The sequence below is a fragment of the Streptomyces sp. MA5143a genome (genome assembly GCF_900290235.1).
In the GTDB taxonomy this organism is placed as follows: domain Bacteria; phylum Actinomycetota; class Actinomycetes; order Streptomycetales; family Streptomycetaceae; genus Streptomyces.
Genome location: NZ_OLMK01000012.1, coordinates 1 through 20,973, shown reverse-complemented (window position 1 = coordinate 20,973; position 20,973 = coordinate 1). Strand labels below are relative to the sequence as shown.

Sequence of the window (20,973 nt, the reverse complement as noted above, 5' to 3'; positions counted from 1 at the left end):
GGGCGTCGGGAATCCCGGCGCCCCCAGAACGTTGAACCCCCTGTGACCTCCGTGCTCTCCTCGACCCGTTTCTCCGTCCTCGACCGCTCCCGCGTCCGGGAGGGTCATGACGCGCCCGAGGCCCTGCGGGACACCGTGCGGCTGGCGCGGGACGTGGAGGAGCTGGGCTTCCACCGGTTCTGGGTCTCGGAGCACCACGGGGTGCCGGGGGTGGCCGGTTCCGCGCCCACGGTCCTGGCGGCGGCCGTCGCGGCGGCCACCCGCACGATCCGGGTGGGCACCGGCGGAGTGATGCTGCCCAACCACCGCCCCCTGGTCGTGGCCGAGCAGTTCGGCGTGCTGGAGTCACTGTTCCCGGGGCGCGTCGACATGGGCCTCGGCCGCTCCGTGGGCTTCACGGACGGTGTCCGCAGGGCGTTGGGCCGGGACAAGGACGCCGCCGACACGGACGACTTCGCCGCGCAGCTCGACGAGTTGCTCGGCTGGTTCCTCGGGACCTCCCCGACGGGCGTGCACGCGCGTCCCCCGGAGGGCCTGTCCGTTGCGCCGTTCGTCCTGGCGATGGGTGAGGGCGCGTCGATCGCCGCGCGGGCGGGCCTGCCGATGGTGATCGGGGACCTCCGCGCCCGGGACCGGATGCTGCGGGGCATCGAGCGGTACCGCGCCGAGTTCCGGCCGTCGGTCTGGGCGGCGGAGCCGTATGTCGTCGTCTCCGGCACGGTCGCCGTCGCCGCGACCCCCCAGGAGGCCCACCGCATCCTCCTGCCCGAGGCTCGGGCGATGGCGTACTCCCGCACCCACGGCACGTTCCCGCCGCTCGCCCCCGCGGAGGAGGCCGAGCGGCGGACCATGACGGCCAAGGAGCGCGGCTTCTACGAGGCCGGGCTCACCGGCCACGTCTTCGGCACCGAGGAGCGGGTCGCGCACGAACTGGAGTCGGTGATCAAGTTGACGGGTGCCCAGGAGGTGCTGGTCACGACCAGTACGTACGATCGTGCGGCGCTGCTGGACTCCTACCGGAGGCTCGCCCGGGTCGCGGGCCTCGGCAGCGCTTCCTGAGCGCCCCCGCGTCCCTCCGTGACATGGGCGGTCATGGCCTCCACCTAGGTGACCGCCGCCTGTGCGGCCGCCGCCAGGGCGCGCCGGTCGGGGTGGGCGCCCGGATCGATCAGAGGCCGTACGTCCAGTTCGGCGACGACTCCGCGTGCGGTGACCACCCGCCATACGGACGCCAGGAGCGGGTCGTCCCCGACGTAGGCGGGCGCGGTGCTGGCCCCTCCCCCGGCGCACCGGTAGCGGACGCGCACCGGCTGTACGGGGACGCCCGCGTCGAGCGCGGCCTGGAACACGGCCCGGCGGAAGCGCCCCTGGGCCCGGCCGCACCAGGTGCTGCCCTCGGGGAAGACGGCGACCGCCGTGCCGGCGCGCAGTACGTCGGCGATCCGGGCGACCGTGCCGGGCAGGGCCCGGATGCGGTCCCGTTCGATGAAGAGGGAGCCGCCCCGCTCGGCGAGGGTGCCGGCGACGGGCCAGCGCCGGATGTCGGACTTGGCGAGCATCCGTGCGGGGCGGACCGCCGCGAGGAGCGGTATGTCGAGCCAGGAGATGTGGTTGGCGACGAGGAGGAGGCCCCCGGCGGGCGGGGCGGTGCCGGTGATGCGTACGCGGACCCCCGAGGCCAGGACGATCCACCGGCACCAGTGCCGTACAGCCCTCGCCGGGATCCGGGGACCGAGGCCGCTCAGGAGGATCCCGGCGAGGATCAGCGCCAGGACCGCGGTGAGCCGCAGCACGGCCCGTGGCGCGGCGGCGGTCGGCCGCGCGGTGTCCACACACGCCCGCGGGGTGCAGGGCGCGCCGGGCAGCCACCCGCTCATCGCGTCAGGCCGCCGGGACGAGGGAGAGGAAGTGCCGCAGGTAGCGGGCGTTGACGCGGCGCATCGGCAGCAGGACGTACAGGTCGGCGACGCCGAAGTCGGGGTCGTGCGCGGGCTCGCCGCACACCCAGGCGCCGAGCCGCAGATAGCCGCGCAGCAGCGGGGGCAGGTCGACGCGCTCGGCGGGGGCCTCGGCCTTGGGGACCCACGGCAGCAGCGGCCGGACGCGGTACTCCTCCGGCGCCAGGTACCTGTCCTTCACCCGGTCCCAGGTGGCGGTGGCGAGGGCACCGCCGTCGGCGAGGGGGACGGAGCAGCAGCCGGCGAGCCACTCGTGGCCGTGGTCGAGCATGTAGCGGGCGATGCCGGCCCAGATGAGGCCGATGACGGCGCCGTCCCGGTGGTCGGGGTGCACGCAGGAGCGGCCGACCTCGACGAGGTTCGGGCGGATCGCGTCGATGCGGCCGAGGTCGAACTCGCCCTCCGAGTACAGCCGTCCGGCGACAGCGGCGCGCTCGGGCGGCAGCAGCCGGTAGGTGCCGACGACCTGCCCGGTGAGGGTCTCCCGGACGAGCAGGTGGTCGCAGTAGGCGTCGAAGGCGTCGATGTCGAGACCCGGCTGCGGGCCGGTCAGCAGGGCGCCCATCTCGCCGGCGAACACGTCGTGCCGCAGGCGCTGCGCGGCGCGTACGTCGGCCTCGTCGCGGGCGAGACCGACGGTGTAACGGGTGGGGACCGCTGACGGGGAGGGCAGGGGCGGGGTGTCCAGAGCGGGTACGGCGGTCATGGCTCACTCCAGGTCACGGGCCGGTTCGGCCTGGGCGGACGAGCGGGCCGGTCGGGTGCGGCGCGCTCGTACCTGTTCTCCCGACGTCGTCTGGCCGACGCGTGACCGAGGGCGGGAGCGCGGATGTGCGCTCGCTGAACGAACCGGGACGGCGGACCGGGACGCCCCCCGGGAAACCAGACGGGGCCGGGGATGAGCACCACTCCCGGCCCCGCCCGTCCGCACCTGTCGGCGAACGTTTCCGTGTCCCGCTACCGCTTCCCGGCCTTCCGCGTGGCGCGCAGCCACTCCTTGTTCATGTTCGTGATGGAGACCAGGGGGATGCCCTTGGGGCAGGCGGTGGCGCACTCGCCGGCGAGGGTGCAGCCGCCGAAGCCCTCCTCGTCCATCCGGGCCACCATGTCGAGGACGCGGGTCTCCCGCTCGGGCGCGCCCTGCGGCAACACGTTCAGATGGTTGACCTTGGCGGAGGTGAACAGCATCGCCGCCCCGTTGGGGCAGGCGGCCACGCAGGCCCCGCAGCCGATGCACTCGGCGTGTTCGAAGGCGAGGTCCGCGTCGGGCTTCGGCACGGCCGTGGCGTGGGCCTCCGGCGCGGATCCGGTGGGGGCGGTGATGTAGCCGCCGGCCTGGATGATCCGGTCGAACGCGGACCGGTCCACGACGAGGTCCTTGATCACCGGGAACGCCGAGGCGCGCCACGGCTCCACGTCGATCGTGTCGCCGTCCGCGAAGGACCGCATGTGCAGCTGGCAGGTGGTCGTCCGCTCGGGCCCGTGCGCGTCCCCGTTGATGACCAGCGAACACGCCCCGCAGATGCCCTCCCGGCAGTCGTGGTCGAACGCCACCGGCTCCTCACCGCGCAGGATGAGGTCCTCGTTGAGGGTGTCGAGCATCTCCAGGAAGGACATGTCGGGCGAGATGTCGTCCACCTCGTACGTGGACATGGCGCCTTCGGTGTCGGCGGCGCGCTGTCGCCAGACGCGCAGGGTGAGCTTCATGCGTAGCTCCGCTGGGTGGGGTGGACGTACTCGAAGACGAGGTCTTCCTTGTGCAGGACGGGGGCGGTGCCGGTGCCCGTGAACTCCCAGGCGGCCGCGTACGAGAAGGTGTCGTCCTTGCGTTCCGCCTCGCCGTCCGGGGTCTGGGACTCCTCGCGGAAGTGCCCGCCGCACGACTCGGCGCGGTGCAGCGCGTCGAGGCACATCAGCTCGGCGAGCTCCAGGTAGTCGACGATCCGGTTGGCCTTCTCCAGGGACTGGTTGAACTCCTCGCCGGTCCCCGGGACCTTGATCCGCCGCCAGAACTCGTCGCGGATCTGCGGGATCCGCTCCAGCGCCTTGCGCAGGCCGCTCTCGGTGCGGGCCATGCCGCAGAACTCCCACATCAGCTCGCCGAGTTCGCGGTGGAAGGAGTCGGGCGTCCGGTCGCCGTCGACGGCCAGCAGCAGGTGCAGCCGGTCCTCGGTCTCGGCGAGGACCTCCTGTACGACGGGGTGTTCGGGGCCGACCTCGTCCTGGCGGGGGTGACGGGCGAGGTAGTCGTTGATCGTCGCCGGGAGGACGAAGTACCCGTCGGCGAGGCCCTGCATCAGCGCGGAGGCGCCGAGCCGGTTGGCCCCGTGGTCGGAGAAGTTGGCCTCGCCGATCGCGAACAGGCCGGGGACGCTGGTCTGGAGGTCGTAGTCGACCCACAGTCCGCCCATCGTGTAGTGCACGGCCGGGTAGATCCGCATGGGGACCCGGTACGGATCCTCGTCGGTGATCCGCTGGTACATGTCGAAGAGGTTGCCGTACTTGGCCTCGACGGCCGCCCTGCCCATTCGTTCGATGGCGTCGGCGAAGTCGAGGTAGACGCCCTGGCCGCCGGGTCCGACGCCCCGGCCCTCGTCGCAGACGTTCTTGGCGGCGCGGGAGGCGATGTCGCGGGGCACCAGGTTGCCGAACGAGGGGTAGATCCGCTCCAGGTAGTAGTCGCGCTCGTCCTCGGGGATCTCGTGCGGGGGCCGCCGGTCGCCCTTCGCCTTCGGCACCCAGATGCGGCCGTCGTTGCGCAGCGACTCGCTCATCAGCGTCAGCTTGGACTGGTGGTCGCCGGTGCGCGGGATGCAGGTGGGGTGGATCTGGGTGAAGCACGGGTTGGCGAACAGCGCGCCGCGCCGGTGCGCCCGCCAGACGGCGGTCGCGTTGGAGTTCATGGCGTTGGTCGACAGGTAGAAGACGTTGCCGTAGCCGCCGGACGCGAGGACGACGGCGTCCGCGAAGTAGGTGTCGATCTTCCCGGTGATGAGATCCCGCGCCACGATGCCGCGGGCGCGCCCGTCGACGACGATCAGGTCGAGCATCTCGGTGCGCGGGTGCATCTCGACGTTCCCGGCGGCGATCTGCCGGCTGAGGGCCTGGTAGGCGCCGAGCAGCAGTTGCTGGCCCGTCTGGCCGCGGGCGTAGAAGGTGCGGGAGACCTGGACGCCGCCGAAGGAGCGGGTGTCGAGCAGACCGCCGTACTCGCGGGCGAACGGCACGCCCTGGGCGACGCACTGGTCGATGATCTCCACGGAGATCTGTGCGAGCCGGTGGACGTTGGACTCGCGGGCCCGGAAGTCGCCGCCCTTGACGGTGTCGTAGAACAGCCGGTGGACGGAGTCGCCGTCGTTGCGGTAGTTCTTCGCTGCGTTGATGCCGCCCTGGGCGGCGATCGAGTGGGCGCGGCGCGGGGAGTCCTGGTAGCAGAACTGGACGACGTGGTAGCCCTGTTCGGCGAGTGTGGCCCCGGCGGAGCCGCCGGCGAGCCCGGTACCGACGACGATGACGGTGTGCTTGCGGCGGTTGGCGGGGTTGACCAGCCTGGCCTCGAAGCGGCGCTTGTCCCAGCGCTCGGCGATCGGCCCCTCGGGCGCCCTGGTGTCGACGACCGGGTCCCCGGTCGTGTAGTCCGTGTACGCGGAGGACGTACTCATCATCAGCTCACCACTCCGGTCATGACGGCGACGGGTACGGAGACGAAGCCCAGGGTCAGCACCAGCGCGAGGACGTTCGCGGTGGCCTTCAGGGCCCGGTCACGGGTGCGGCTGCCGGCGCCGAGGGTCTGCGCGGCGCTCCAGAAGCCGTGCCGGACGTGCAGGCCGAGGGCGAGCATCGCGACGAGGTAGATGACGTTGCCGTACCAGGTGGAGAAGGTGTCGATCACGTTCTGGTACGGGTGGCCGGACTGGAAGCCGTTCGGGTGGACGGTGCCGGTCGTCAGGTCGAGGATGTGCCAGACGATGAACAGTCCGAGGATGACGCCGCCCCACCGCATGGTGCGGGTCGCGTAGCTCGCCCGGCGCTTGCTGTGCACGTACTTGGTGGGCCGGGCCCTGAGGTCCCGGCGGCTGAGCTGGTAGGCGGCCGTGGCGTGGGCGACGACCGCGGCGACGAGGACCACGCGGACGATCCACAGCGCCCATTCGTGGTGGAGGAAGGGCTCGCCGAGGGTGCGCAGCCAGTGCGCGTACCCGTTGAACTCGGCCGAGCCGAAGAAGATCTTGAGGTTGCCCAGCATGTGGACGACCAGGTACGCCAGCATGATCAGACCGCTGACGGCCATCACCGTCTTCTTGCCGACGGAGCTGTCCCACACCGTGCGTGCCATGGACGGTTTTCGGTCCGTCCGCGTTGCCAGAGCCATGGGACAAGACGCTAGGACCGGCACCCCTCATCGGTCCAAGACATGATGCGGCTCGATTCGATAGCCGGAAGCTATCGTCCCGTATCGTGGAGGGGTGCAGTTCCAGCAGCTCCAGTACTTCGTGGCGGTCGCCGAGACCCGGCACTTCACCCGCGCCGCCGAGCTGGTCCATGTCGCCCAGCCCTCGCTGTCGCAGCAGATCAAGGCGCTGGAACGGGAGTTGGGCGCCGATCTGTTCCTGCGGGCGCGCGGCAACATCACGCTCACCGACGCCGGTGAGGCCCTGCTGCCGCTGGCCCGCCGCATCCTGGCCGACACGGACACGGCCCGGCTGGAGGTGCAGGAGCTGGTCCAGCTGCGCCGGGGCCGGGTACGGCTGGGCGCGACCCCGAGCCTGTGCACCGGCCTGCTGCCCGAGGTGCTGCGGGCCTTCCACGACCGCTACCCCGGCATCCGGCTGCTGATCGAGGAGGGCGGCTCCCACGACCTCGTACGGCTGCTCGCGCGCGGCGCTCTCGACCTGGCCCTGGTCGTCCTGCCCCTGCCGACGCCGTCCCCCGCGCTGACCACGGTGGAGCTGCTGCGCGAGGACCTGGTGGTGGTGTCCTCACCGGACGCGCCCCGGCCCGGCGAGGGACGGCGCACCATCCGGGTCGCCGATCTCGAGGGCGAGCGGCTCGTGATGTTCCGGCACGGCTACGACCTGCGGGAACTGACCGTGGCCGCGTGCCGCTCCGCCGGGTTCGAGCCGGATTTCGCGGTGGAGGGCGGTGAGATGGACGCGGTACTGGGGTTCGTCCGGGCGGGGCTGGGGGTGGCCGTGGTCCCGCGCATGGTGGCGACCGGCGCGGGCCGTGGCCTACGGGTCACCCCCCTGGCCCGCCCCGGCCTGCACCGCACCATCGCCCTGGCCCACCGCAGCGATGTGGCTCCGCCCCGGGCCGCGAGGGAGTTGCAGCGGATGATGGTGGAGCGGTGAGCGTGGGCTGCTGTTCCCGGTCGCGCCGTAGGACATGAGCGCCGTTCGGGTCTGCGGGTGCGCTGTGGCTTGTCGCGCAGTTCCCCGCGCCCCTGAAGGGCGCGGCACTACCCGGCGCCCGGACAAGTCCCTCCTAACCCGTCGCGTCCATCAGTGCCAGCTCGTGCAGGCGTTCCGGTGGGCCCGGGCGGGCGTAGTACCAGCCCTGGGCGGTGTCGCAGCCGAGTATCCGCAGTTGCTCGGCCTGCGCGCCCGTCTCGACGCCCTCGACCGTGACCGCGAGGTCGAGGCTGTGGGCGAGGGAGACGATGCCCTCGACGATCTTCAGGTCGACGGGGTCCGCCGGGAACTGCTGCATGCCCTGGGTGAAGGACCGGTCCAGCTTCAGGACCCGGACCGGCAGCCGCCGCAGGTTGGCGAGGTTGGAGTAGCCGGTGCCGAAGTCGTCGAGGGCGATGTCGACGCCCATCTCGGAGAGCCTGCGCAGCGGTTTGAGCAGATCGTCGTCGGCGCCGATCAGGGCGGACTCGGTCACCTCCAGGCACAGGGCGTCCGGTTCGAGTCCGGCGCGCTCCAGGATCTCCACGGTGTCCTGCACCAGCCCGGGATGCGTGAGCTGGCACGGCGACAGGTTCACGTTGACGCGCAGCGGGCCCGTGGCGCCGTGCCGTCGCTGCCATTCGCGGGCCTGGCGCACCGACTGCTCCAGCACCCAGCGGCCGAGCGGCACGATCAGGCCGGTGCGCTCGGCGAGCGGGATGAAGCGGTCGGGGCCGAGCACGCCGTGCTGCGGATGCAGCCAGCGGACCAGCGCCTCCGCGCCGCGCACGGTGCCGTCGCCTAGATGGACGAGCGGCTGGTACTCGATGAAGAACTCACCCCGGTCGAGGGCGGCGGGCAGCGCCGTGGTGAGCCCGTGCCGGGTGATGGCGCGGGCGTCGGCCTCGGCGTCGGCGACCTCGTAGCGGTTGCCGCCCGCCGACTTGGCCCGGTACATCGTGATGTCGGCGCTGCGCAGTACCTCCGCCGGGCCGCGCTCGCCCGCCGGGCCCTCGACGATGCCGATGCTGCCGCGCACGAGGAGTTCCCGGCCGTCGATACGGACGGGCGTGACCAGCGCGTTCATGATGCGGTCGGCGAGGTCGTCGACCTCGCTCTCCGTGTCGGGGCCGGTGGTCAGCGCCACGAACTCGTCGCCGCCGAGCCGGGCGACCATCTCACCGGGGGCGGTCGCGCAGGACTGGAGCCGGTCGGCGACCTCGACGAGCAGCCGGTCGCCGGCCGCGTGACCGAGGCTGTCGTTGATGGCCTTGAAGCCGTCCAGGTCGAGGTAGCACAGGCCGAACCGCTGGCCGTCGCCCGCCGCGAGGGCCTTCTCCAGGCGCTCGAAGAACAGGGTGCGGTTGGGCAGTCCGGTGAGCGCGTCGTGTGTGGCCTCGTAGCGGAGGCGGAGATTGAGCAGACGGCGCTCGGTGGTGTCCTCCATCAGCGCCAACTGGTACTGCGGGTTGCCGTCCGCGTCGCGCAGCAGGGAGACCGTCAGATTGGTCCACAGGACCGTTCCGTCGGGCCGGTAGAACGCCTTCTCGGTGTGGTAGTGCTCGCGTTCGGCCCGCACCAGTTCCTCGTAGAGGCGCCACACCTGCGGCGCGTCCTCGGGGTGCGTCCACTCGGTGACGCAACGCGCGAGCATCGTCTGCTCGGTGACACCGAACATGCGCAGCAGCGCGCCGTTGACCTGGAGGATGTTGCCGTCGAGGTCGGCGATGCCGATGCCTATCGCGGCGCCCTCGAACACCGCGCGGAAGCGGGCCTCGGTGGCGTGCAGCGCCCGGGCGACGGCGCCCTGCGCCTCCAGGGCCGCGCGGGCGATCGCCTCCTGCTCGGCCAGGGTCCGCTGCCGCAGCGCCTCGGCGTACCCGGCGGCCATCGCCGACTGCAACCGCGCGGCGCGGGCACGCAGATCCTCCTGGTGGCCGTCGCCGCCGCAGTAGAGCACCAGATAGGCGTCGACGCAGTCGAGGGCCCGGCTGAGGGCCTCGGGTTCGGTGCAGTGCGCCTCGACGAGGGCGGCACCGACGGCCCTGCCCTCCGCGGCGTCGTACGTCCTGGCCCGCAGCGCCTCGCTCAGGCGCCGGGCGAGCGGCAGGAGCAGTTCCTCGAACTCGGGGCGGGTCAGCGACGTGGAGGTGGCGGGGAAGACCGCGCGGCTCCAGATCGTCGCGAACCGGCGCAGTCTGTCCTCCGGCCCGTCCGGTTCCGCGCTCACGCTTTCGTCCCCACGCCGGCGAACCCGGAGAAGGCGTACGGATCCTCGTCCTCGGGAGCCGTGTCGGGCCGCCACTTCGCCATCGGCACCAGTCCGGGTTCCACCATGTCGTACCCCTCGAAGAACCGCGCGACCTCGTCGCGCGAGCGCATGATCAGCGGATTGCGGATGTCCTTGTACACGTCCACCGCGCCCTCGACCCGTTCCCGGGGAAGCGGGATCCCCTCGTGGGAGGCGTGCGAGACGACGAGCACGGAGCCGGGCGCGAGCGCGTCGCGCAACTCGGCCACCGCTCCGTACGGGTCGTCCGTGTCCTCCACGAAGTGCAGTATGGCAACCAGGAGCAGGGCCACTGGCCGGTTCAGGTCGATCAGCCGCTCGACCTGGGGGCTCGTGAGGACATCCCGGGGCTTGCGCAGATCGGCCGCGACCACGTCCGCGTCGTCGGCGCCCTCCAGAACGGCCTGGGTGTGTGCTACGGCGACCGGGTCGTGGTCGACGTAGACGACGCGCGCGCCGGGGGCGGCCTCCCTCGCCACTTCGTGCACGTTTCCGAAGGAGGGGATCCCGGATCCGATGTCCAGGAACTGGGTGATGCCCGCTCGGGCCGCGTGCCGCACGGCGCGGCGCATGAAGGCGCGGTTCGCCTGCATGATCTTGGGCAGGCCCGGCACGAACTCCATGGCCCTGCGGGCCGCTTCCCGGTCGACCTCGAAGTTGTGCGAACCGCCCAGGTAGTAGTCGTACATGCGGGCCACGGACGGCATCGAGATGTCGATGCTCCGTGGAGCCCAGGCGGGACGCTCCATATCTGTGACTCCAACGCGTCGGGGGCGGCGTAGGCGATCCGGTGTTCGAGCAGAGGCTACTGATCGTCCGCCAAAGGAGCGAGCAAAAACGGAAATTGACCGTCCGTTCAACGTCGCCGCCGTGGGCACATGCCCAATCGCCGCCCCGACCATGCCTGTTCACGCCCGAGCGCCGCCGGTTGTCCGCGACCGCGTGTACGGGCACGCCAAGCGACCCGCCCCCTCCGATGTGCGGTACGGAGGGGGCGGGTCCTGATCGGCCGCGCTGATGTGGTGCGTGGGGAAGGTGATCTCGTTACTGCGCGCCGATCGGCTCTCCGTCGCCGTTGATGGCGAACCAGGTGCCGCCCACACCCTGACCCTTGGTGTCACCCGGGGCCTTGTCACCGGCGAAGGTGTAGAGCGGGATGCAGTTGATGGTCTGCTGCTTGATGCCGTCGGGCCGGTCGAAGACCGTGTAGCCCTTCAGCAGGATGCCCTTGGTATCGTTCTTCTCGACCGGGGCGACGACGGGCCACTTGTCGAGGCAGGCGCCGGTGCACTTGCTCGACATCGGCCACTGCTTGTCCTTGAGGAAGCGGTAGACCGTCATGCCGTTCTTGTCGACGACGACCTCGCCGAGCTTGGGGTCGTTGCGGGTGGTCAGACCGGCCTGCCCGACCGCCTCGCCACCGGCGTCGCCCGCGGCACCGGCACCGCCGCCGCCCTTGGTGGAGGCCTTCTTGCCGTTGGGGGCTGAGGCGAACCAGGCGCCCTTGAGGCCCTGGCCCTTGATGTCACCGGCCTTGGTGTCCTTGGCGAAGTAGTACTGCGGCCAGCCGGCGACGGTCAGCTGCTTGGTGCCGTCGGGGCGGGTGATCTCACCGAGCAGCGCCTGGTCGACACCTTCGGCGGCCGTGGCGCCGGCGGCCGGGACCGGCGGCCAGGTGGCGGCGCACTCGCCCTCACAGGTCGTCTTCGGCGGCTCGAAGGAGTCCTTGTCGAAGCGGTACAGGGTGCGACCGGTGCTGTCCGTGAGGACCTTGCCGTACTCGTCGCTGTTCCACACGGTCAGCTGGCCCGCGGACGCCGCCGTGGTCGACTGGGCCTGGTCCGACGTGTCGGTCCCGGCCGCGCCGGCCCCTGCGGTGCCGGCCGCCCCGGCGATGGTGCCGGCGCCGAGCGTGGGGGTGGAAGCGGCACCCACGTTCTGCGAGGACGTGGAGCCCTGTTCCTGACCGCACGCCGTCGTCAGCGCCAGCACAGCCGCAGCTGAGGCTACGAGTGCGGCGCTCCGCCAGGAGGTGTTCATTCCAACTCCCCGTCAATCTTTGGGTGGTTGCAGCGCCCTACTGCGCCGCTCGCTGGCCCTAGGTACGGGCGGGGGTGGCCGAAGTGTTCAACGGAACGCGGATTTCTTTCGAAACTCCGCGCAGACGACCCCGGCGCGGCCTGCGAAAGCATCGAAAAGACGGTCAGCGAGCACCTCCCCGGTCAAACCTTCGTGGCCCGATTTTCCCTCCTTTGGAGCAACCTGTAGGGCTCCCGCGTACGCGGGCGCGCGGGACACGGATGATCTCCGACGTGCAAGGACCCCCGCGGACCCGTTCCGCTCTCGCCCTACGGCTGTCGGCCCTGCTCGCACTGACCTGGCTCCTGACCGGAGCGCCGAGCGGCACGGCGGTCGCCGACGCCTGCGCGTACGCCTCGACGGGCCCGGGCGGCGGGGCCGTCGCCGTGGCGGTCGCGGGCACCGGCCCCTGCGAGCCGGCTCCGGCGACCACCCCGTCCCCCACGCCCACCCCGACACCCTGGTGCCCGCCGACTCCGACGCCCACCCCGACGCCCCCGCCGCAGCCGAAGCCGCCGAAGCCCCGGCCCGAACCGAGCCTCGATCCGGCGCCCACCCCACGGCCCACACCCCCGCCCCCGCCGGTGCCCCGGCGGGAGCCGCCACCACCACCGCCGGTCACCAGGGCGCCCCGGCCCGCGCCCCCTCCGCCCCTTCCGCCCCCGCCGAAGCCTTCACCGAGCCCCACGCCCGAGGTGTCGCCGAGCCCGGTGCACTACCCGCCCTACAAGGCGACGGCCCGGCCGCGGACCAAGCGTTCGGGGCCGTCCCTCGTCTCCCTCGCCCTGCTCATCACCGCGCCCGCGGTGTTCGCCGTCGCCGCGCTGCGCCCGCGCTGACCCCAGGAGGAACCTCTTGTCGGAATGGCTTGTTCTCACCCTCGCGATGGGGGCGGCGTGTCTCGTCGTCCTCATCGTGGCCGTCGTACGGCATCACGCCGCACCGGCGGACGAGGACCCGTCCGAGACCCCGGACGTGATCGAGTACATCACCATGATGATCGGCGTGGTGTACGCGATCGTCCTGGGTCTGGCCATCGCCGGTGTCTGGGAGGCCCGCAGCGTCGCCCAGGACCATGTGCAGGCGGAGGCGCAGGCGCTGCACGAGATCCACGAACGGGTGCGGGTGTACCCGGCCGGGGTGCGCGACCGGATCCGGGACGACATCGACGCGTATGTCGGCCATGTGGTGTCCACCGAGTGGAAGTCGATGTCGACGAAGGGCGAGATGACCGAGCGGGGCGACGCGCTGCTCGACACCGTCCGCCGGGACGTCACCGACTACGAGCCGGCGAACGACTTCGAGGCGCAGGCGTACCAGCCGCTGCTCGACCAGATGGCGGCGGCCGACGCGGCACGCAACTCCCGCGCGGACTCCACCGGCGAGACGATGCCGGGGGTGGTGTGGTTCGGGCTGATCGCCGGGGCCGTCGTGACCGTCGGCATGGTCTTCGCCCTGCAGATCCGGCGGACGGCACGCGAACTGATCCTCGCCGGCCTGTTCTCCGCCCTCATCGCCTTCCTGCTGTTCCTGATCTGGGACTTCGACTCGCCCTACGGCCGCGGATTGACCGCCACGGCCGAGCCCTTCATGGCGCTCTTCCCGGACATCAAGAGCTGACGGCAGGCCGGTAGGACCCCCGGCGGCCGGGGGACGGACGCCCCACGCGCCCGTCCCCCGGCCATCCGTACGGATGCGGCGGACGTCCCCTGTACGGAGCACACGCTTGCCCCATTCGCGCGACTGCGATCGCGGCCCCGGGCGCGCCTTCCTAGCGTTTCGCTCATCGAGGTGCATGTCAGGCGCAGGCGGAAAAGGTCCGCAGCAGGCTCCTCGGGACCCCGGAGGCTCATCATGCGCGCGATACGCGTCGCTTCGGCCGTTCTGCTGGGCGTGACCGCCCTTTCCCTCACCGCTCCCGCCGCGTACGCGGCACCAGCCGGCGACATCACGTCGTTCGGCTTCAGCGTCGTGCCCTCGACCGTCGCCCCCGGTGGTGAGGTCACGCTCCGCGTGGACGGCTGCCGTTCCCGGACGACCGTGTCCTCGGCCGTGTTCGACACGGTCACCATCCCGAGGGGACGCTCGTCGGCGAGGGCCACCGTCGACTGGGACGCCAGGCACGGAGCGGTGTACGAGGTCTCGTTCCAGTGCGGCGACGAAAGCGGCCAGACGGAGCTGACCATCGCCGCCGCGCGCCCGAGCCACCGCCCCTCGCACGGTTCCCACGCCGGGAGCGGCACCGCCGCCGGCCTGGACCTGGGGGAGATCGGTCTCGGCGCCGCGCTCGTCGCGGGGACCCTGGGCATCGCGTGGCGCTGGTCGCGCCGTCGCTCCGAGGACGGCAGCCACGTCTGACGGCGGACGAACCTGACGGCGGACGCCGTTCGGCCTTTCGCCCCGGTATCCCGTAGCGGGTCCGGGGCGAAGGGCTGAACGGCGTGCGATCCGTGCTCCGAAGGGGGTGAGCGACAGATCCTGTTCCTGGGCCTGGGCCTGGGCCTGGCCTCTGCCTGGGCCTGTGCCGTGGTGCCCTCAGATCTTGTTCTCCGAGCGACGGCGCATCCAGAAGACGCCGCCGCCGATGGCCGCGGCGGCCACCAGCCCGCCGCCGATCGCGATGTCGGTCGGCGTGGCCCCGGTGGAGCTGCTGCCGCCGAGACCGCCGCGGACGCCGCCGATGACGGTGAAGACGTCGTTGAACGTCCGTCGCTGGCCCTCGCAGTTGGTGGTGACGCTGTACGCGCCGGGGTTCGCGTTGGTGTTGACGCGCACCGTCGCCGTGGCGGTCCGCCCGTCGACGGACCTGAGGTTGGTGGTGGGGAACGCGTTCGAGCTGATGGTGCTGTTGGGCGTCGCGCACGCGTCGCCGCCGCTGACGGTGAGGACGAGCTGTCCGCCCCGGGCGATGACCTGGGGGGCGGCCGTGACCGAGGTGGGCTGGTCCCAGGCGGCGGCCGTCGGTGCGGCGAGGCCGACCAGGCTGACCGCGACGGCCGAAGCCGCCAGGGCACGAGTAGTACGCATGTGATCCTCCGCGGAAGACGCCCCGGGACCCGTCCCCGGTCGATCGGCGAGAAAGCGCCTCCCGAATAGACCCTCAGATGCCGTGCACAGGGCCGCATTTCGGGGCTGGTCCGTCCTGGTGAGCGGACAGGCCGTGATAATTCCGCGTCGCCGGATATCGCCGCAGGTCACGGACCGTCAGAAATTTCCTGGGGGCGGCGACTCGGATGGCCGAGGGCCCCCGGCTCACCGCCACCCGTTCGTACCTGACCCGTCGCCGTCCTGGTGCGGCGCGCTTAGCGTTTCCCTATGCGCGACTGACGCGGCGACGGCCGTGTCGAGAGGGGATGGAGAATGGCTTGGTCCCAGCCGGCCGAGGCCGAAGAGGAGGAGCGGCGGAGAAAGCGCGCGCCGTGGGGCGTGATAGCGCTGGTTCTGCTGACCGGTCTCGCTCTCATCCGGAACGGTTCGGGGGAATTCGACGTGGGACCGCCGCAGCCCGCCCAGGCGGCCGCCGCCGACAGCCGCGGCATCCCCCACGGCACCTTCACCAATGTGCCCGATCCCCTGCCGTACGCCATGGTCGAGCGGGTGCGGATCCCGTCGATCCAGGTCGACGCGCCGATCGTGCCCGTCGGGCTGGACGCCCAGGGCTGGGTCGACGCGCCGCCCGCCGAGGACCCGAACCTCGCCGGCTGGTTCACCGGCGCGGTCTCCCCCGGCGAGAAGGGCACCGCCGTCGTCGTCGGCCATGTCGACAACAATCAGGGGCCCGCCGTGTTCTACGGTCTCGGGGCGCTGAAGAAGGGCAGCCGCGTCGAGGTGCAGCGCGGTGACGCGAAAACCGCGGTGTTCGAGATCTACGGCATCGAGGTCTTCGCGAAGAACAACTTCCCCGGTGACCGCGTATACGGCAACAGCGGAATTCCCGAGTTGCGGGTCATCACCTGTGGGGGCGGTTTCTCCAAGCAGAACGGCTACGACGGGAACGTCGTCGTGTTCGCCCGCCTGGTCGAGGTTCGCTGAGCGTTCCCCGACCGGGCGGGCGAAGGCCCGGAGCCGATTCGCTTTTCCGGTGCTACGCGTATCTCCGCTGCGGCACCGTGATCCGATATCCCGAGTCGAGCAGTTCGGGCAGGTATGCGCGCAGTGCCCGGACGCTCTGCGAGCGGTCGCCGCCCGCGTCGTGGGAGAGCACGACGACACCGGGTGCCGCGCCCTTCTCCACGCGGTCCGCGATGGTGGCCGCCGCCGGGGCCCTCCAGTCGAGGGTGTCCACGGTCCACGCCAGGGGCTCCATGCCGAGTTCGGCGCCGAACTCGAAGGTGGCGCGGTTCCAGGCGCCGTAGGGTGCGCGGAACCACAGCGGGGGTTCGCCGTAGGCCTTGTCGATGATCTCGCTGGTGCGGGACATCTCGGCGTGGATCCTGGACCGGGAGAGGTTGGGCAGCATGGGGTGCGACCAGGTGTGGTTGCCGACGGCGTGCCCGTCGTCCGCCATCTCGCGCAGCAGGTCCTTGTGCCGGTCCACCATCTCGCCGCACACGAAGAACATCGCGCGGACGTCGTGCTTGCGGAGGATACGCAGGATGTCAGGGGTGTAGCGCGGGTCCGGGCCGTCGTCGAAGGTCAGCACCATGGTCCGGCCGCGTCCGTCCACCCGCAGGTACGGTCGGCTGCGGACGGTGGCGGGGACGAGGGTGCGCCGCCGGGGCGGTGGTGCGCCGTATCCGGCGATGGGCTGCAACCGGTACGTGGAGGGCTTGAACGCGGGACGGGCGCCGGGACCGGCGGCCGTGGCGGCGCCCCGGGCCGGGCCGGGGCTCCCCTCGCCGGTGAGCAGCGCGGTCGTGCCCGCGACACCGGCCGCTCCGAGCAGGGCGGCACCGCCGAGCAGGAGGCGGCGGCGCGTGAACATCTGATCCTTCGTCATGACTCATGAGTCGACCAAGTCGGGAACGGCGCACCACCACGACACCGGAGCGGCGGCATGGAAACACCCGATGGGAGTAGTTTTCGCGCCCCCCGGGCGCCCGTCCGTGCACCTCTGCCCCCGCCCCTCGCGCCGCCGCGCTCCGCGACCACCGGCGCACGCCGGTGCGAGGGCTCTCGGATAGCCTCACCAGCGTGACGGATCAGCAAGCGCACCAGTTCGAACGGGGTACCGACGGGCCGAAGGTCGTCCTCGTCGGACTGGACGGCTCCGACTCCTCCCTGCGCGCCGTGGCCTACGCGGCGGGCCTCGCCCGGCGGCAGCGGGCGCTGCTGGCGATCGTCTACGTGCAGCCGGTGATGGCGGCCGGCGCGGCACTCGGGGTGCCGGTGGCCGGGACGACCGACGAGATCGCCGAGAGCCTCGTCGCGCAGATCCGTGAGGCCGCCGAGCAGGTGAAGGGCGTCTTCGAGACCCGCTGGGAGTTCCACACGTTTCGCGGCGACCCGTACAACGGGCTGGTCAGGGCGGCGGACGACCTCAAGGCGGACGCGGTCGTGGTGGGCGCCTCCGAACAGGCCGGCCACCGCATCGTCGGCTCGGTCGCGATCCGCCTCGTGAAGGCGGGCCGCTGGCCGGTGACGGTGGTCCCGTAACCCGACCGACGACGCGAGAGTCACGCGGAGCCGCGCCGAGCGGTCGGGGGCCTTGCTCCGCGCGGCCCGAGTGCTGCGGGCCCCGATTGCTGAGGGCCCCGATTGCTGAGGGCCCTGAGTACCGCGTGCCCCAAGTGCCGCGGGAGCCTGTGGACCGCGCTGCCCGTGTACCGGCGGCGTAGCCGTGTCGGGCGCGGAGCCGTGCGGGGCCGCTGCGGCCCGCGGCAGAGTTCGGTGGTGCCTCCGGCCCGCGCGTGCCGCCCCACGCCCCGACGCGCCCTTTGCGGCCCGTCCTGAGCCGATCCCCCGGGCGGGACGCCGACATCGAGCCGCCCCTCGCACGGGTCCGGGCTTCGCGGGGCGGGGCCGGGGAGCGGTGCGGAGGCCGGAGGCAGTGCCTCCGACCTGCCGACAGACCGTTCGTCGCACCGTTCGTCGACAGCTTCGACCGCCCGCCGCACACCCGTGACCGGCCCCTGTCCCCGGGGAGCCGCCCGCGTTCCCATACGCCCATGACGGCCGGAACCACGATCACCAACGGGACGACCGCCGAACACGAACTGGCCGAGATCCAGCGTGAACACGGACGCCCGCTCTTCGCCCTGCTGCTGCGGCTCTCCGACGGGGACCGCCATCGCGCCGAGGACCTCGTACAGGAGACCTTCGTACGCGCGTGGCAGCACCCGGAGGCGCTGCGCGCCGACGACTTCGACTCCGTGCGCCCCTGGCTGCTCACCGTCGGCCGGCGCCTCGCCATCGACGCGCGGCGGGCCCGGCAGGCGCGTCCGGCGGAGGTGGGGGACGCGGTGCTGGAGAACGCCCGAGTGATGGCTGACCACGCCGAGCGGTCCGTCGCCACCCTCGATGTGCGCGAAGCTGTGAAGACACTCACTCCGGAACACCGGGAAGTACTGGTGCAGGTGTATTTCCAGGGGGCGAGTGTGGCGGAAGCCGCCGAAGCCCTGGGGATCCCGCCCGGTACGGTGAAGTCGCGCGCTTACTACGCACTGCGCGCCCTGCGCCGGGTGCTTCCGGGATACGCGGCCGACCTGCGGTGAAACCCATGGCCGAGTCAAACCTCCGTAAAGCGCCTTGCTGAGGACCGCTGTTGAGCAATCAGCTGTCCTCATCCGTGTTCCGGATGGGGCCCTGCCCCGGGGCCCGGTGTCGGGCGACGCGCACGTACCGGAGGAAGGCAGGAAGGGATGCTGCACAGAGGTCAAGAGAGTACGGACGGCGCCGGCGGCGGCGAACTGACCGTCCCCATGGCGTGGTTCTACGCCGAGTACATCGCCGAGGAACTGCTGCGGACCGGCGACCTCATGCCGCCGACGTCCTTCGAGTTCCGTGCGGGGCGCGACGCCCTGGCGCTGACCATCTTCCTCGCGGACTCCGGCGGTGAGCTCTCCGGCATCCGGGTCGTCACCCAGCTGGAGACCTGGCTGTCGCTGACGGCGTACGACCAGCCGTGGCAGGACTGGGTGGGCGAGCGCATGGCCCACCTCACCGCCGAGGCGCTGGAGACGGGCGGCCCCGCGCCGGACCTGGAACTGGCGGCGGCGGCCTGGCGGTGGCTGGAGGAGACCGAGCTGCTCGCGCCCGACCTGGACGCGGTGCCGGGCGGCGGGGCGGTGCTCGGCGAGGACGACGGTCCCAAGGTCTGGACACCGGCGTGGCGGCTCGGTCTGCCGCTCGGGCATCTGGCGATCCATCTCTTCTGAGGACGGCCGCCCCCGCCGACACTCCGCGTGACCGGGGTGTGTCGGTGCGGTGAACTGCCGGTTCGGGCAGCGGTGGGGAAGTTTTCTCGGTCGGCGACCAATCCGCCGAGATCACGGCTCCGAATCTTTTGGTTGGCATTGGTCGCGGGGCTTGAGTGATTCTCGGGTCTGGTCCGTACCGGTGGGGGCAGGAAGCAACCCCCACCGCACACCGGCCCGAGGAATTGCCATGTGGTCCCAGGATCGTCATCACGACGTCGGCGCGTACTCGCTGGGCGTGCTCGACGAGGTGGAGTCCTTCCACTTCGAGGACCATGTCCGCGGCTGCCCCCAGTGCGCGGTACAGGTCACCGAGTTCCGTCCCGCCGCCCGGCAGCTGATGCTGTACCGGAACGCGACACCGCGCGCCGTGCACCCCTTCGCGGCGCCCGGCCCGCAGTTGCTCGGACGGCTGCTCGACGAGGTGGCGGCCCGCCATCGTGCACGTCGCAGGCGCTGGCTGTTCGCGGTCGCCGCCTCCGTGATCATCGCCGTCGGCGGCCCCGCCGTCGCCGTTCTCGCAGGTCCGGGCGCCCCTCCGGACAAGGTCGCGGCCACCGACCCCGAGTCGGGGGTGTGGGCCGAGGTCAGGGCCGAGGACCGGGTCTGGGGCAGCGACATCCAGCTGAAGGTCAAGGAGTCCGAGGGCGCCCACGCCTGTCGGCTGATCGTGATCGGCAAGGACGGGTCGCAGGAGACCGCCGCCAACTGGAAGTCCCCCGAGGGCGCGGACCGCCCCTCCGAGATGCAGGGCGGCACCTCGATGCAGCGCGAGGACATCAGCCACTTCGAGGTACGCAGCCAGGAGGGTGAACTCCTGGTCACCCTGAAGGCCCCGGCCTGGCGCTGAGCCGCCCGCCGGGCCCGGCCGCCGGGCCCGCGCCTGGTCCGTACCTTCAATGGTTGCGGATCATGGACGGGGCCGATTCGGGGCCGGTTCGGGGACGCTCCCGGACCGCCGCCGCGCTATTTCAGCAGTCGCGACATCCGTCGGTCGGCGAGCGGCTTGCCCCCGGTCTGACAGGTCGGGCAGTACTGCAGCGACGAGTCGCTGAAGGACACCTCGCGGACGGTGTCCCCGCACACCGGGCAGGGTTCACCGGTCCGGCCGTGCACCCGCAGTCCGCTCTTCTTCTCCGCCTTCAGCCTCCCGGCGGCCAGGCCGCGTGAGCGCTCGACGGCCTCCGTGAGGGTGGTGCGCAGCGCCTCGTGGAGCGCGCGGACCTCCTCCGGCTTCAGTGACGACGCCAGCTTGAAGGGGGACATCCTGGCGGCGTGCAGGATCTCGTCGCTGTACGCGTTGCCGATGCCCGCGATCAGACTCTGGTCCCTGAGGGCGCCCTTGATCTGGCGGCGCTCCCCCGCGAGCAGCTCCGCGAGGCGGGCCGCGTCGAAGTCGTCGGCGAGGGGGTCCGGGCCGAGCCGGGCGACACCGGGGACGCTCAGCGGATCCCGCACGACGTACACGGCGAGCCGCTTCTGCGTGCCGGCCTCCGTCAGGTCGAAGCCCTCGCCGGTCTCCAGCGCGACACGCAGCGCGAGCGGGCTCTTGCCACCCGGGCGGGGCGGGCCGTCGGGGAGTCGGTCCCGCCACTGGAGCCAGCCGGCGCGGGCGAGATGGGTCACGAGGTGCAGCTCCCCGCCGTCCGTCTCCACGTCCAGGAACTTCCCGTACCGCCCCACCGCCGTGACCTGCCGCCCCTCCAGGGCGGTGAGCGGGGGGTCGTACGTCTTCAGCACGCTGATCGCCGCGGGCAGCACGCGGACGACCTCGTGGCCGACGAGAGCGCCGACCAGGAAGTCCCGCAGGGCGTCGACCTCGGGCAGTTCCGGCATGCCACCCAGCGTATGCCTGCGGCGCTTCGGCGGGCGCCCAGTGGCTCGGGGGCGCGCGTTCGTAT

General features: G+C 71.9%; 21 protein-coding genes. 10 read left to right on the top strand and 11 right to left on the bottom strand.

Features of this window, described 5'->3' with window-relative positions; translation table 11 throughout:
* The first annotated feature begins 42 nt into the window (after positions 1 to 42).
* On the top strand, positions 43 to 1,059 hold the full coding sequence (locus SMA5143A_RS06275) for an MsnO8 family LLM class oxidoreductase (protein ID WP_107461933.1): 1,017 nt from the start codon (positions 43 to 45) through the stop codon (positions 1,057 to 1,059).
* A gap of 44 nt (positions 1,060 to 1,103) precedes the next feature.
* On the opposite strand, the gene SMA5143A_RS06270 is transcribed toward SMA5143A_RS06275, so the two are convergent.
* From SMA5143A_RS06270 to SMA5143A_RS06250, 5 genes are all read right to left on the bottom strand, one after another.
* Positions 1,104 to 1,877 carry a lysophospholipid acyltransferase family protein gene (locus SMA5143A_RS06270; protein ID WP_107461932.1) on the bottom strand — a complete coding sequence of 258 codons (774 nt, stop codon included), beginning with the start codon at positions 1,875 to 1,877 and terminating at the stop codon, positions 1,104 to 1,106.
* A gap of 4 nt (positions 1,878 to 1,881) precedes the next feature.
* Positions 1,882 to 2,664 (bottom strand): GNAT family N-acetyltransferase, encoded by a 783-nt coding sequence (locus SMA5143A_RS06265; RefSeq protein ID WP_107461931.1) that lies wholly within the window; start codon positions 2,662 to 2,664, stop codon positions 1,882 to 1,884.
* 251 nt (positions 2,665 to 2,915) lie between these two features.
* Entirely contained in the window at positions 2,916 to 3,665 is a 750-nt protein-coding gene (locus tag SMA5143A_RS06260) for a succinate dehydrogenase/fumarate reductase iron-sulfur subunit (RefSeq protein ID WP_107461930.1), read from the bottom strand.
* A complete protein-coding gene (locus SMA5143A_RS06255) occupies positions 3,662 to 5,620 on the bottom strand; it encodes a fumarate reductase/succinate dehydrogenase flavoprotein subunit (protein WP_107461947.1) in 1,959 nt (652 codons plus the stop codon). Before SMA5143A_RS06255 ends, SMA5143A_RS06260 begins: the two co-directional genes overlap by 4 nt.
* A 2-nt stretch (positions 5,621 to 5,622) precedes the next feature.
* On the bottom strand, positions 5,623 to 6,330 hold the full coding sequence (locus SMA5143A_RS06250; protein ID WP_107461929.1) for a succinate dehydrogenase: 708 nt from the start codon (positions 6,328 to 6,330) through the stop codon (positions 5,623 to 5,625).
* A gap of 94 nt (positions 6,331 to 6,424) precedes the next feature.
* On the opposite strand from SMA5143A_RS06250, the gene SMA5143A_RS06245 reads away from it, so the two are divergent.
* Entirely contained in the window at positions 6,425 to 7,309 is an 885-nt protein-coding gene (locus SMA5143A_RS06245; protein WP_107461928.1) for a LysR family transcriptional regulator, read from the top strand.
* A 133-nt stretch (positions 7,310 to 7,442) separates the two neighbouring features.
* On the opposite strand, the gene SMA5143A_RS06240 is transcribed toward SMA5143A_RS06245, so the two are convergent.
* From SMA5143A_RS06240 to SMA5143A_RS06230, 3 genes are all read right to left on the bottom strand, one after another.
* A complete protein-coding gene (locus SMA5143A_RS06240) occupies positions 7,443 to 9,578 on the bottom strand; it encodes a putative bifunctional diguanylate cyclase/phosphodiesterase (RefSeq protein WP_107461927.1) in 2,136 nt (711 codons plus the stop codon).
* Positions 9,575 to 10,387 carry an SAM-dependent methyltransferase gene (locus SMA5143A_RS06235; protein ID WP_107461926.1) on the bottom strand — a complete coding sequence of 271 codons (813 nt, stop codon included), beginning with the start codon at positions 10,385 to 10,387 and terminating at the stop codon, positions 9,575 to 9,577. The genes SMA5143A_RS06240 and SMA5143A_RS06235 overlap by 4 nt, the downstream gene beginning before the upstream one ends.
* Positions 10,388 to 10,682: 295 nt before the next feature.
* Positions 10,683 to 11,678, bottom strand: coding sequence for an SCO0930 family lipoprotein (locus SMA5143A_RS06230; protein ID WP_107461925.1), 996 nt, complete (start codon positions 11,676 to 11,678; stop codon positions 10,683 to 10,685).
* Between the two features lie 272 nt (positions 11,679 to 11,950).
* Here SMA5143A_RS06230 and SMA5143A_RS42920 point away from each other — a divergent pair, with 272 nt between their 5' ends.
* The 3 genes from SMA5143A_RS42920 (at position 11,951) to SMA5143A_RS06215 (ending at position 14,075) form a co-directional block, all read left to right on the top strand.
* Entirely contained in the window at positions 11,951 to 12,556 is a 606-nt protein-coding gene (locus SMA5143A_RS42920; protein WP_258193434.1) for a hypothetical protein, read from the top strand.
* A gap of 16 nt (positions 12,557 to 12,572) precedes the next feature.
* Positions 12,573 to 13,337: a bestrophin-like domain gene (locus SMA5143A_RS06220; protein ID WP_107461923.1), complete on the top strand. Its 765-nt coding sequence runs from the start codon at positions 12,573 to 12,575 to the stop codon at positions 13,335 to 13,337.
* A gap of 234 nt (positions 13,338 to 13,571) precedes the next feature.
* Entirely contained in the window at positions 13,572 to 14,075 is a 504-nt protein-coding gene (locus SMA5143A_RS06215; protein ID WP_107461922.1) for a hypothetical protein, read from the top strand.
* 177 nt (positions 14,076 to 14,252) lie between these two features.
* Here SMA5143A_RS06215 and SMA5143A_RS06210 read toward each other — a convergent pair whose 3' ends face one another.
* Entirely contained in the window at positions 14,253 to 14,744 is a 492-nt protein-coding gene (locus SMA5143A_RS06210) for a hypothetical protein (RefSeq protein WP_107461921.1), read from the bottom strand.
* A gap of 333 nt (positions 14,745 to 15,077) precedes the next feature.
* On the opposite strand from SMA5143A_RS06210, the gene SMA5143A_RS06205 reads away from it, so the two are divergent.
* Complete coding sequence (locus SMA5143A_RS06205; RefSeq protein WP_107461920.1) at positions 15,078 to 15,749, top strand: class F sortase; 672 nt, start codon at positions 15,078 to 15,080, stop codon at positions 15,747 to 15,749.
* Between the two features lie 52 nt (positions 15,750 to 15,801).
* Here SMA5143A_RS06205 and SMA5143A_RS06200 read toward each other — a convergent pair whose 3' ends face one another.
* Entirely contained in the window at positions 15,802 to 16,656 is an 855-nt protein-coding gene (locus SMA5143A_RS06200) for a polysaccharide deacetylase family protein (RefSeq protein ID WP_107461919.1), read from the bottom strand.
* 194 nt (positions 16,657 to 16,850) lie between these two features.
* Here SMA5143A_RS06200 and SMA5143A_RS06195 point away from each other — a divergent pair, with 194 nt between their 5' ends.
* The 4 genes from SMA5143A_RS06195 to SMA5143A_RS06180 all read left to right on the top strand — a co-directional run bounded on the left by SMA5143A_RS06195 (position 16,851) and on the right by SMA5143A_RS06180 (position 19,922).
* A complete protein-coding gene (locus SMA5143A_RS06195; RefSeq protein ID WP_107461918.1) occupies positions 16,851 to 17,312 on the top strand; it encodes a universal stress protein in 462 nt (153 codons plus the stop codon).
* 512 nt (positions 17,313 to 17,824) lie between these two features.
* Positions 17,825 to 18,370, top strand: coding sequence for a sigma-70 family RNA polymerase sigma factor (locus SMA5143A_RS06190; protein ID WP_055522338.1), 546 nt, complete (start codon positions 17,825 to 17,827; stop codon positions 18,368 to 18,370).
* A 147-nt stretch (positions 18,371 to 18,517) separates the two neighbouring features.
* Positions 18,518 to 19,033, top strand: coding sequence for a hypothetical protein (locus SMA5143A_RS06185; RefSeq protein ID WP_107461917.1), 516 nt, complete (start codon positions 18,518 to 18,520; stop codon positions 19,031 to 19,033).
* A 229-nt stretch (positions 19,034 to 19,262) separates the two neighbouring features.
* The gene (locus SMA5143A_RS06180; RefSeq protein WP_107461916.1) at positions 19,263 to 19,922 is read left to right on the top strand and encodes a hypothetical protein; all 660 of its coding nucleotides are present in this window, start codon (positions 19,263 to 19,265) and stop codon (positions 19,920 to 19,922) included.
* A 116-nt stretch (positions 19,923 to 20,038) separates the two neighbouring features.
* On the opposite strand, the gene SMA5143A_RS06175 is transcribed toward SMA5143A_RS06180, so the two are convergent.
* The gene (locus SMA5143A_RS06175) at positions 20,039 to 20,908 is read right to left on the bottom strand and encodes an Fpg/Nei family DNA glycosylase (RefSeq protein ID WP_107461915.1); all 870 of its coding nucleotides are present in this window, start codon (positions 20,906 to 20,908) and stop codon (positions 20,039 to 20,041) included.
* Between the last annotated feature and the right edge of the window lie 65 nt (positions 20,909 to 20,973).

Coding starts and splice junctions, on each gene's coding strand:
- SMA5143A_RS06255 (WP_107461947.1), bottom strand. CDS start 5,620: ATGAGTACGTCCTCCGCGTACACGGACTACACGACCGGGGACCCGGTC.
- SMA5143A_RS06210 (WP_107461921.1), bottom strand. CDS start 14,744: ATGCGTACTACTCGTGCCCTGGCGGCTTCGGCCGTCGCGGTCAGCCTG.
- SMA5143A_RS06270 (WP_107461932.1), bottom strand. CDS start 1,877: ATGAGCGGGTGGCTGCCCGGCGCGCCCTGCACCCCGCGGGCGTGTGTG.
- SMA5143A_RS06215 (WP_107461922.1), top strand. CDS start 13,572: ATGCGCGCGATACGCGTCGCTTCGGCCGTTCTGCTGGGCGTGACCGCC.
- SMA5143A_RS06190 (WP_055522338.1), top strand. CDS start 17,825: ATGACGGCCGGAACCACGATCACCAACGGGACGACCGCCGAACACGAA.
- SMA5143A_RS06260 (WP_107461930.1), bottom strand. CDS start 3,665: ATGAAGCTCACCCTGCGCGTCTGGCGACAGCGCGCCGCCGACACCGAA.
- SMA5143A_RS06205 (WP_107461920.1), top strand. CDS start 15,078: ATGGCTTGGTCCCAGCCGGCCGAGGCCGAAGAGGAGGAGCGGCGGAGA.
- SMA5143A_RS06200 (WP_107461919.1), bottom strand. CDS start 16,656: ATGACGAAGGATCAGATGTTCACGCGCCGCCGCCTCCTGCTCGGCGGT.
- SMA5143A_RS06230 (WP_107461925.1), bottom strand. CDS start 11,678: ATGAACACCTCCTGGCGGAGCGCCGCACTCGTAGCCTCAGCTGCGGCT.
- SMA5143A_RS06185 (WP_107461917.1), top strand. CDS start 18,518: ATGCTGCACAGAGGTCAAGAGAGTACGGACGGCGCCGGCGGCGGCGAA.
- SMA5143A_RS06180 (WP_107461916.1), top strand. CDS start 19,263: ATGTGGTCCCAGGATCGTCATCACGACGTCGGCGCGTACTCGCTGGGC.
- SMA5143A_RS06265 (WP_107461931.1), bottom strand. CDS start 2,664: ATGACCGCCGTACCCGCTCTGGACACCCCGCCCCTGCCCTCCCCGTCA.
- SMA5143A_RS06250 (WP_107461929.1), bottom strand. CDS start 6,330: ATGGCTCTGGCAACGCGGACGGACCGAAAACCGTCCATGGCACGCACG.
- SMA5143A_RS06175 (WP_107461915.1), bottom strand. CDS start 20,908: ATGCCGGAACTGCCCGAGGTCGACGCCCTGCGGGACTTCCTGGTCGGC.
- SMA5143A_RS06235 (WP_107461926.1), bottom strand. CDS start 10,387: ATGGAGCGTCCCGCCTGGGCTCCACGGAGCATCGACATCTCGATGCCG.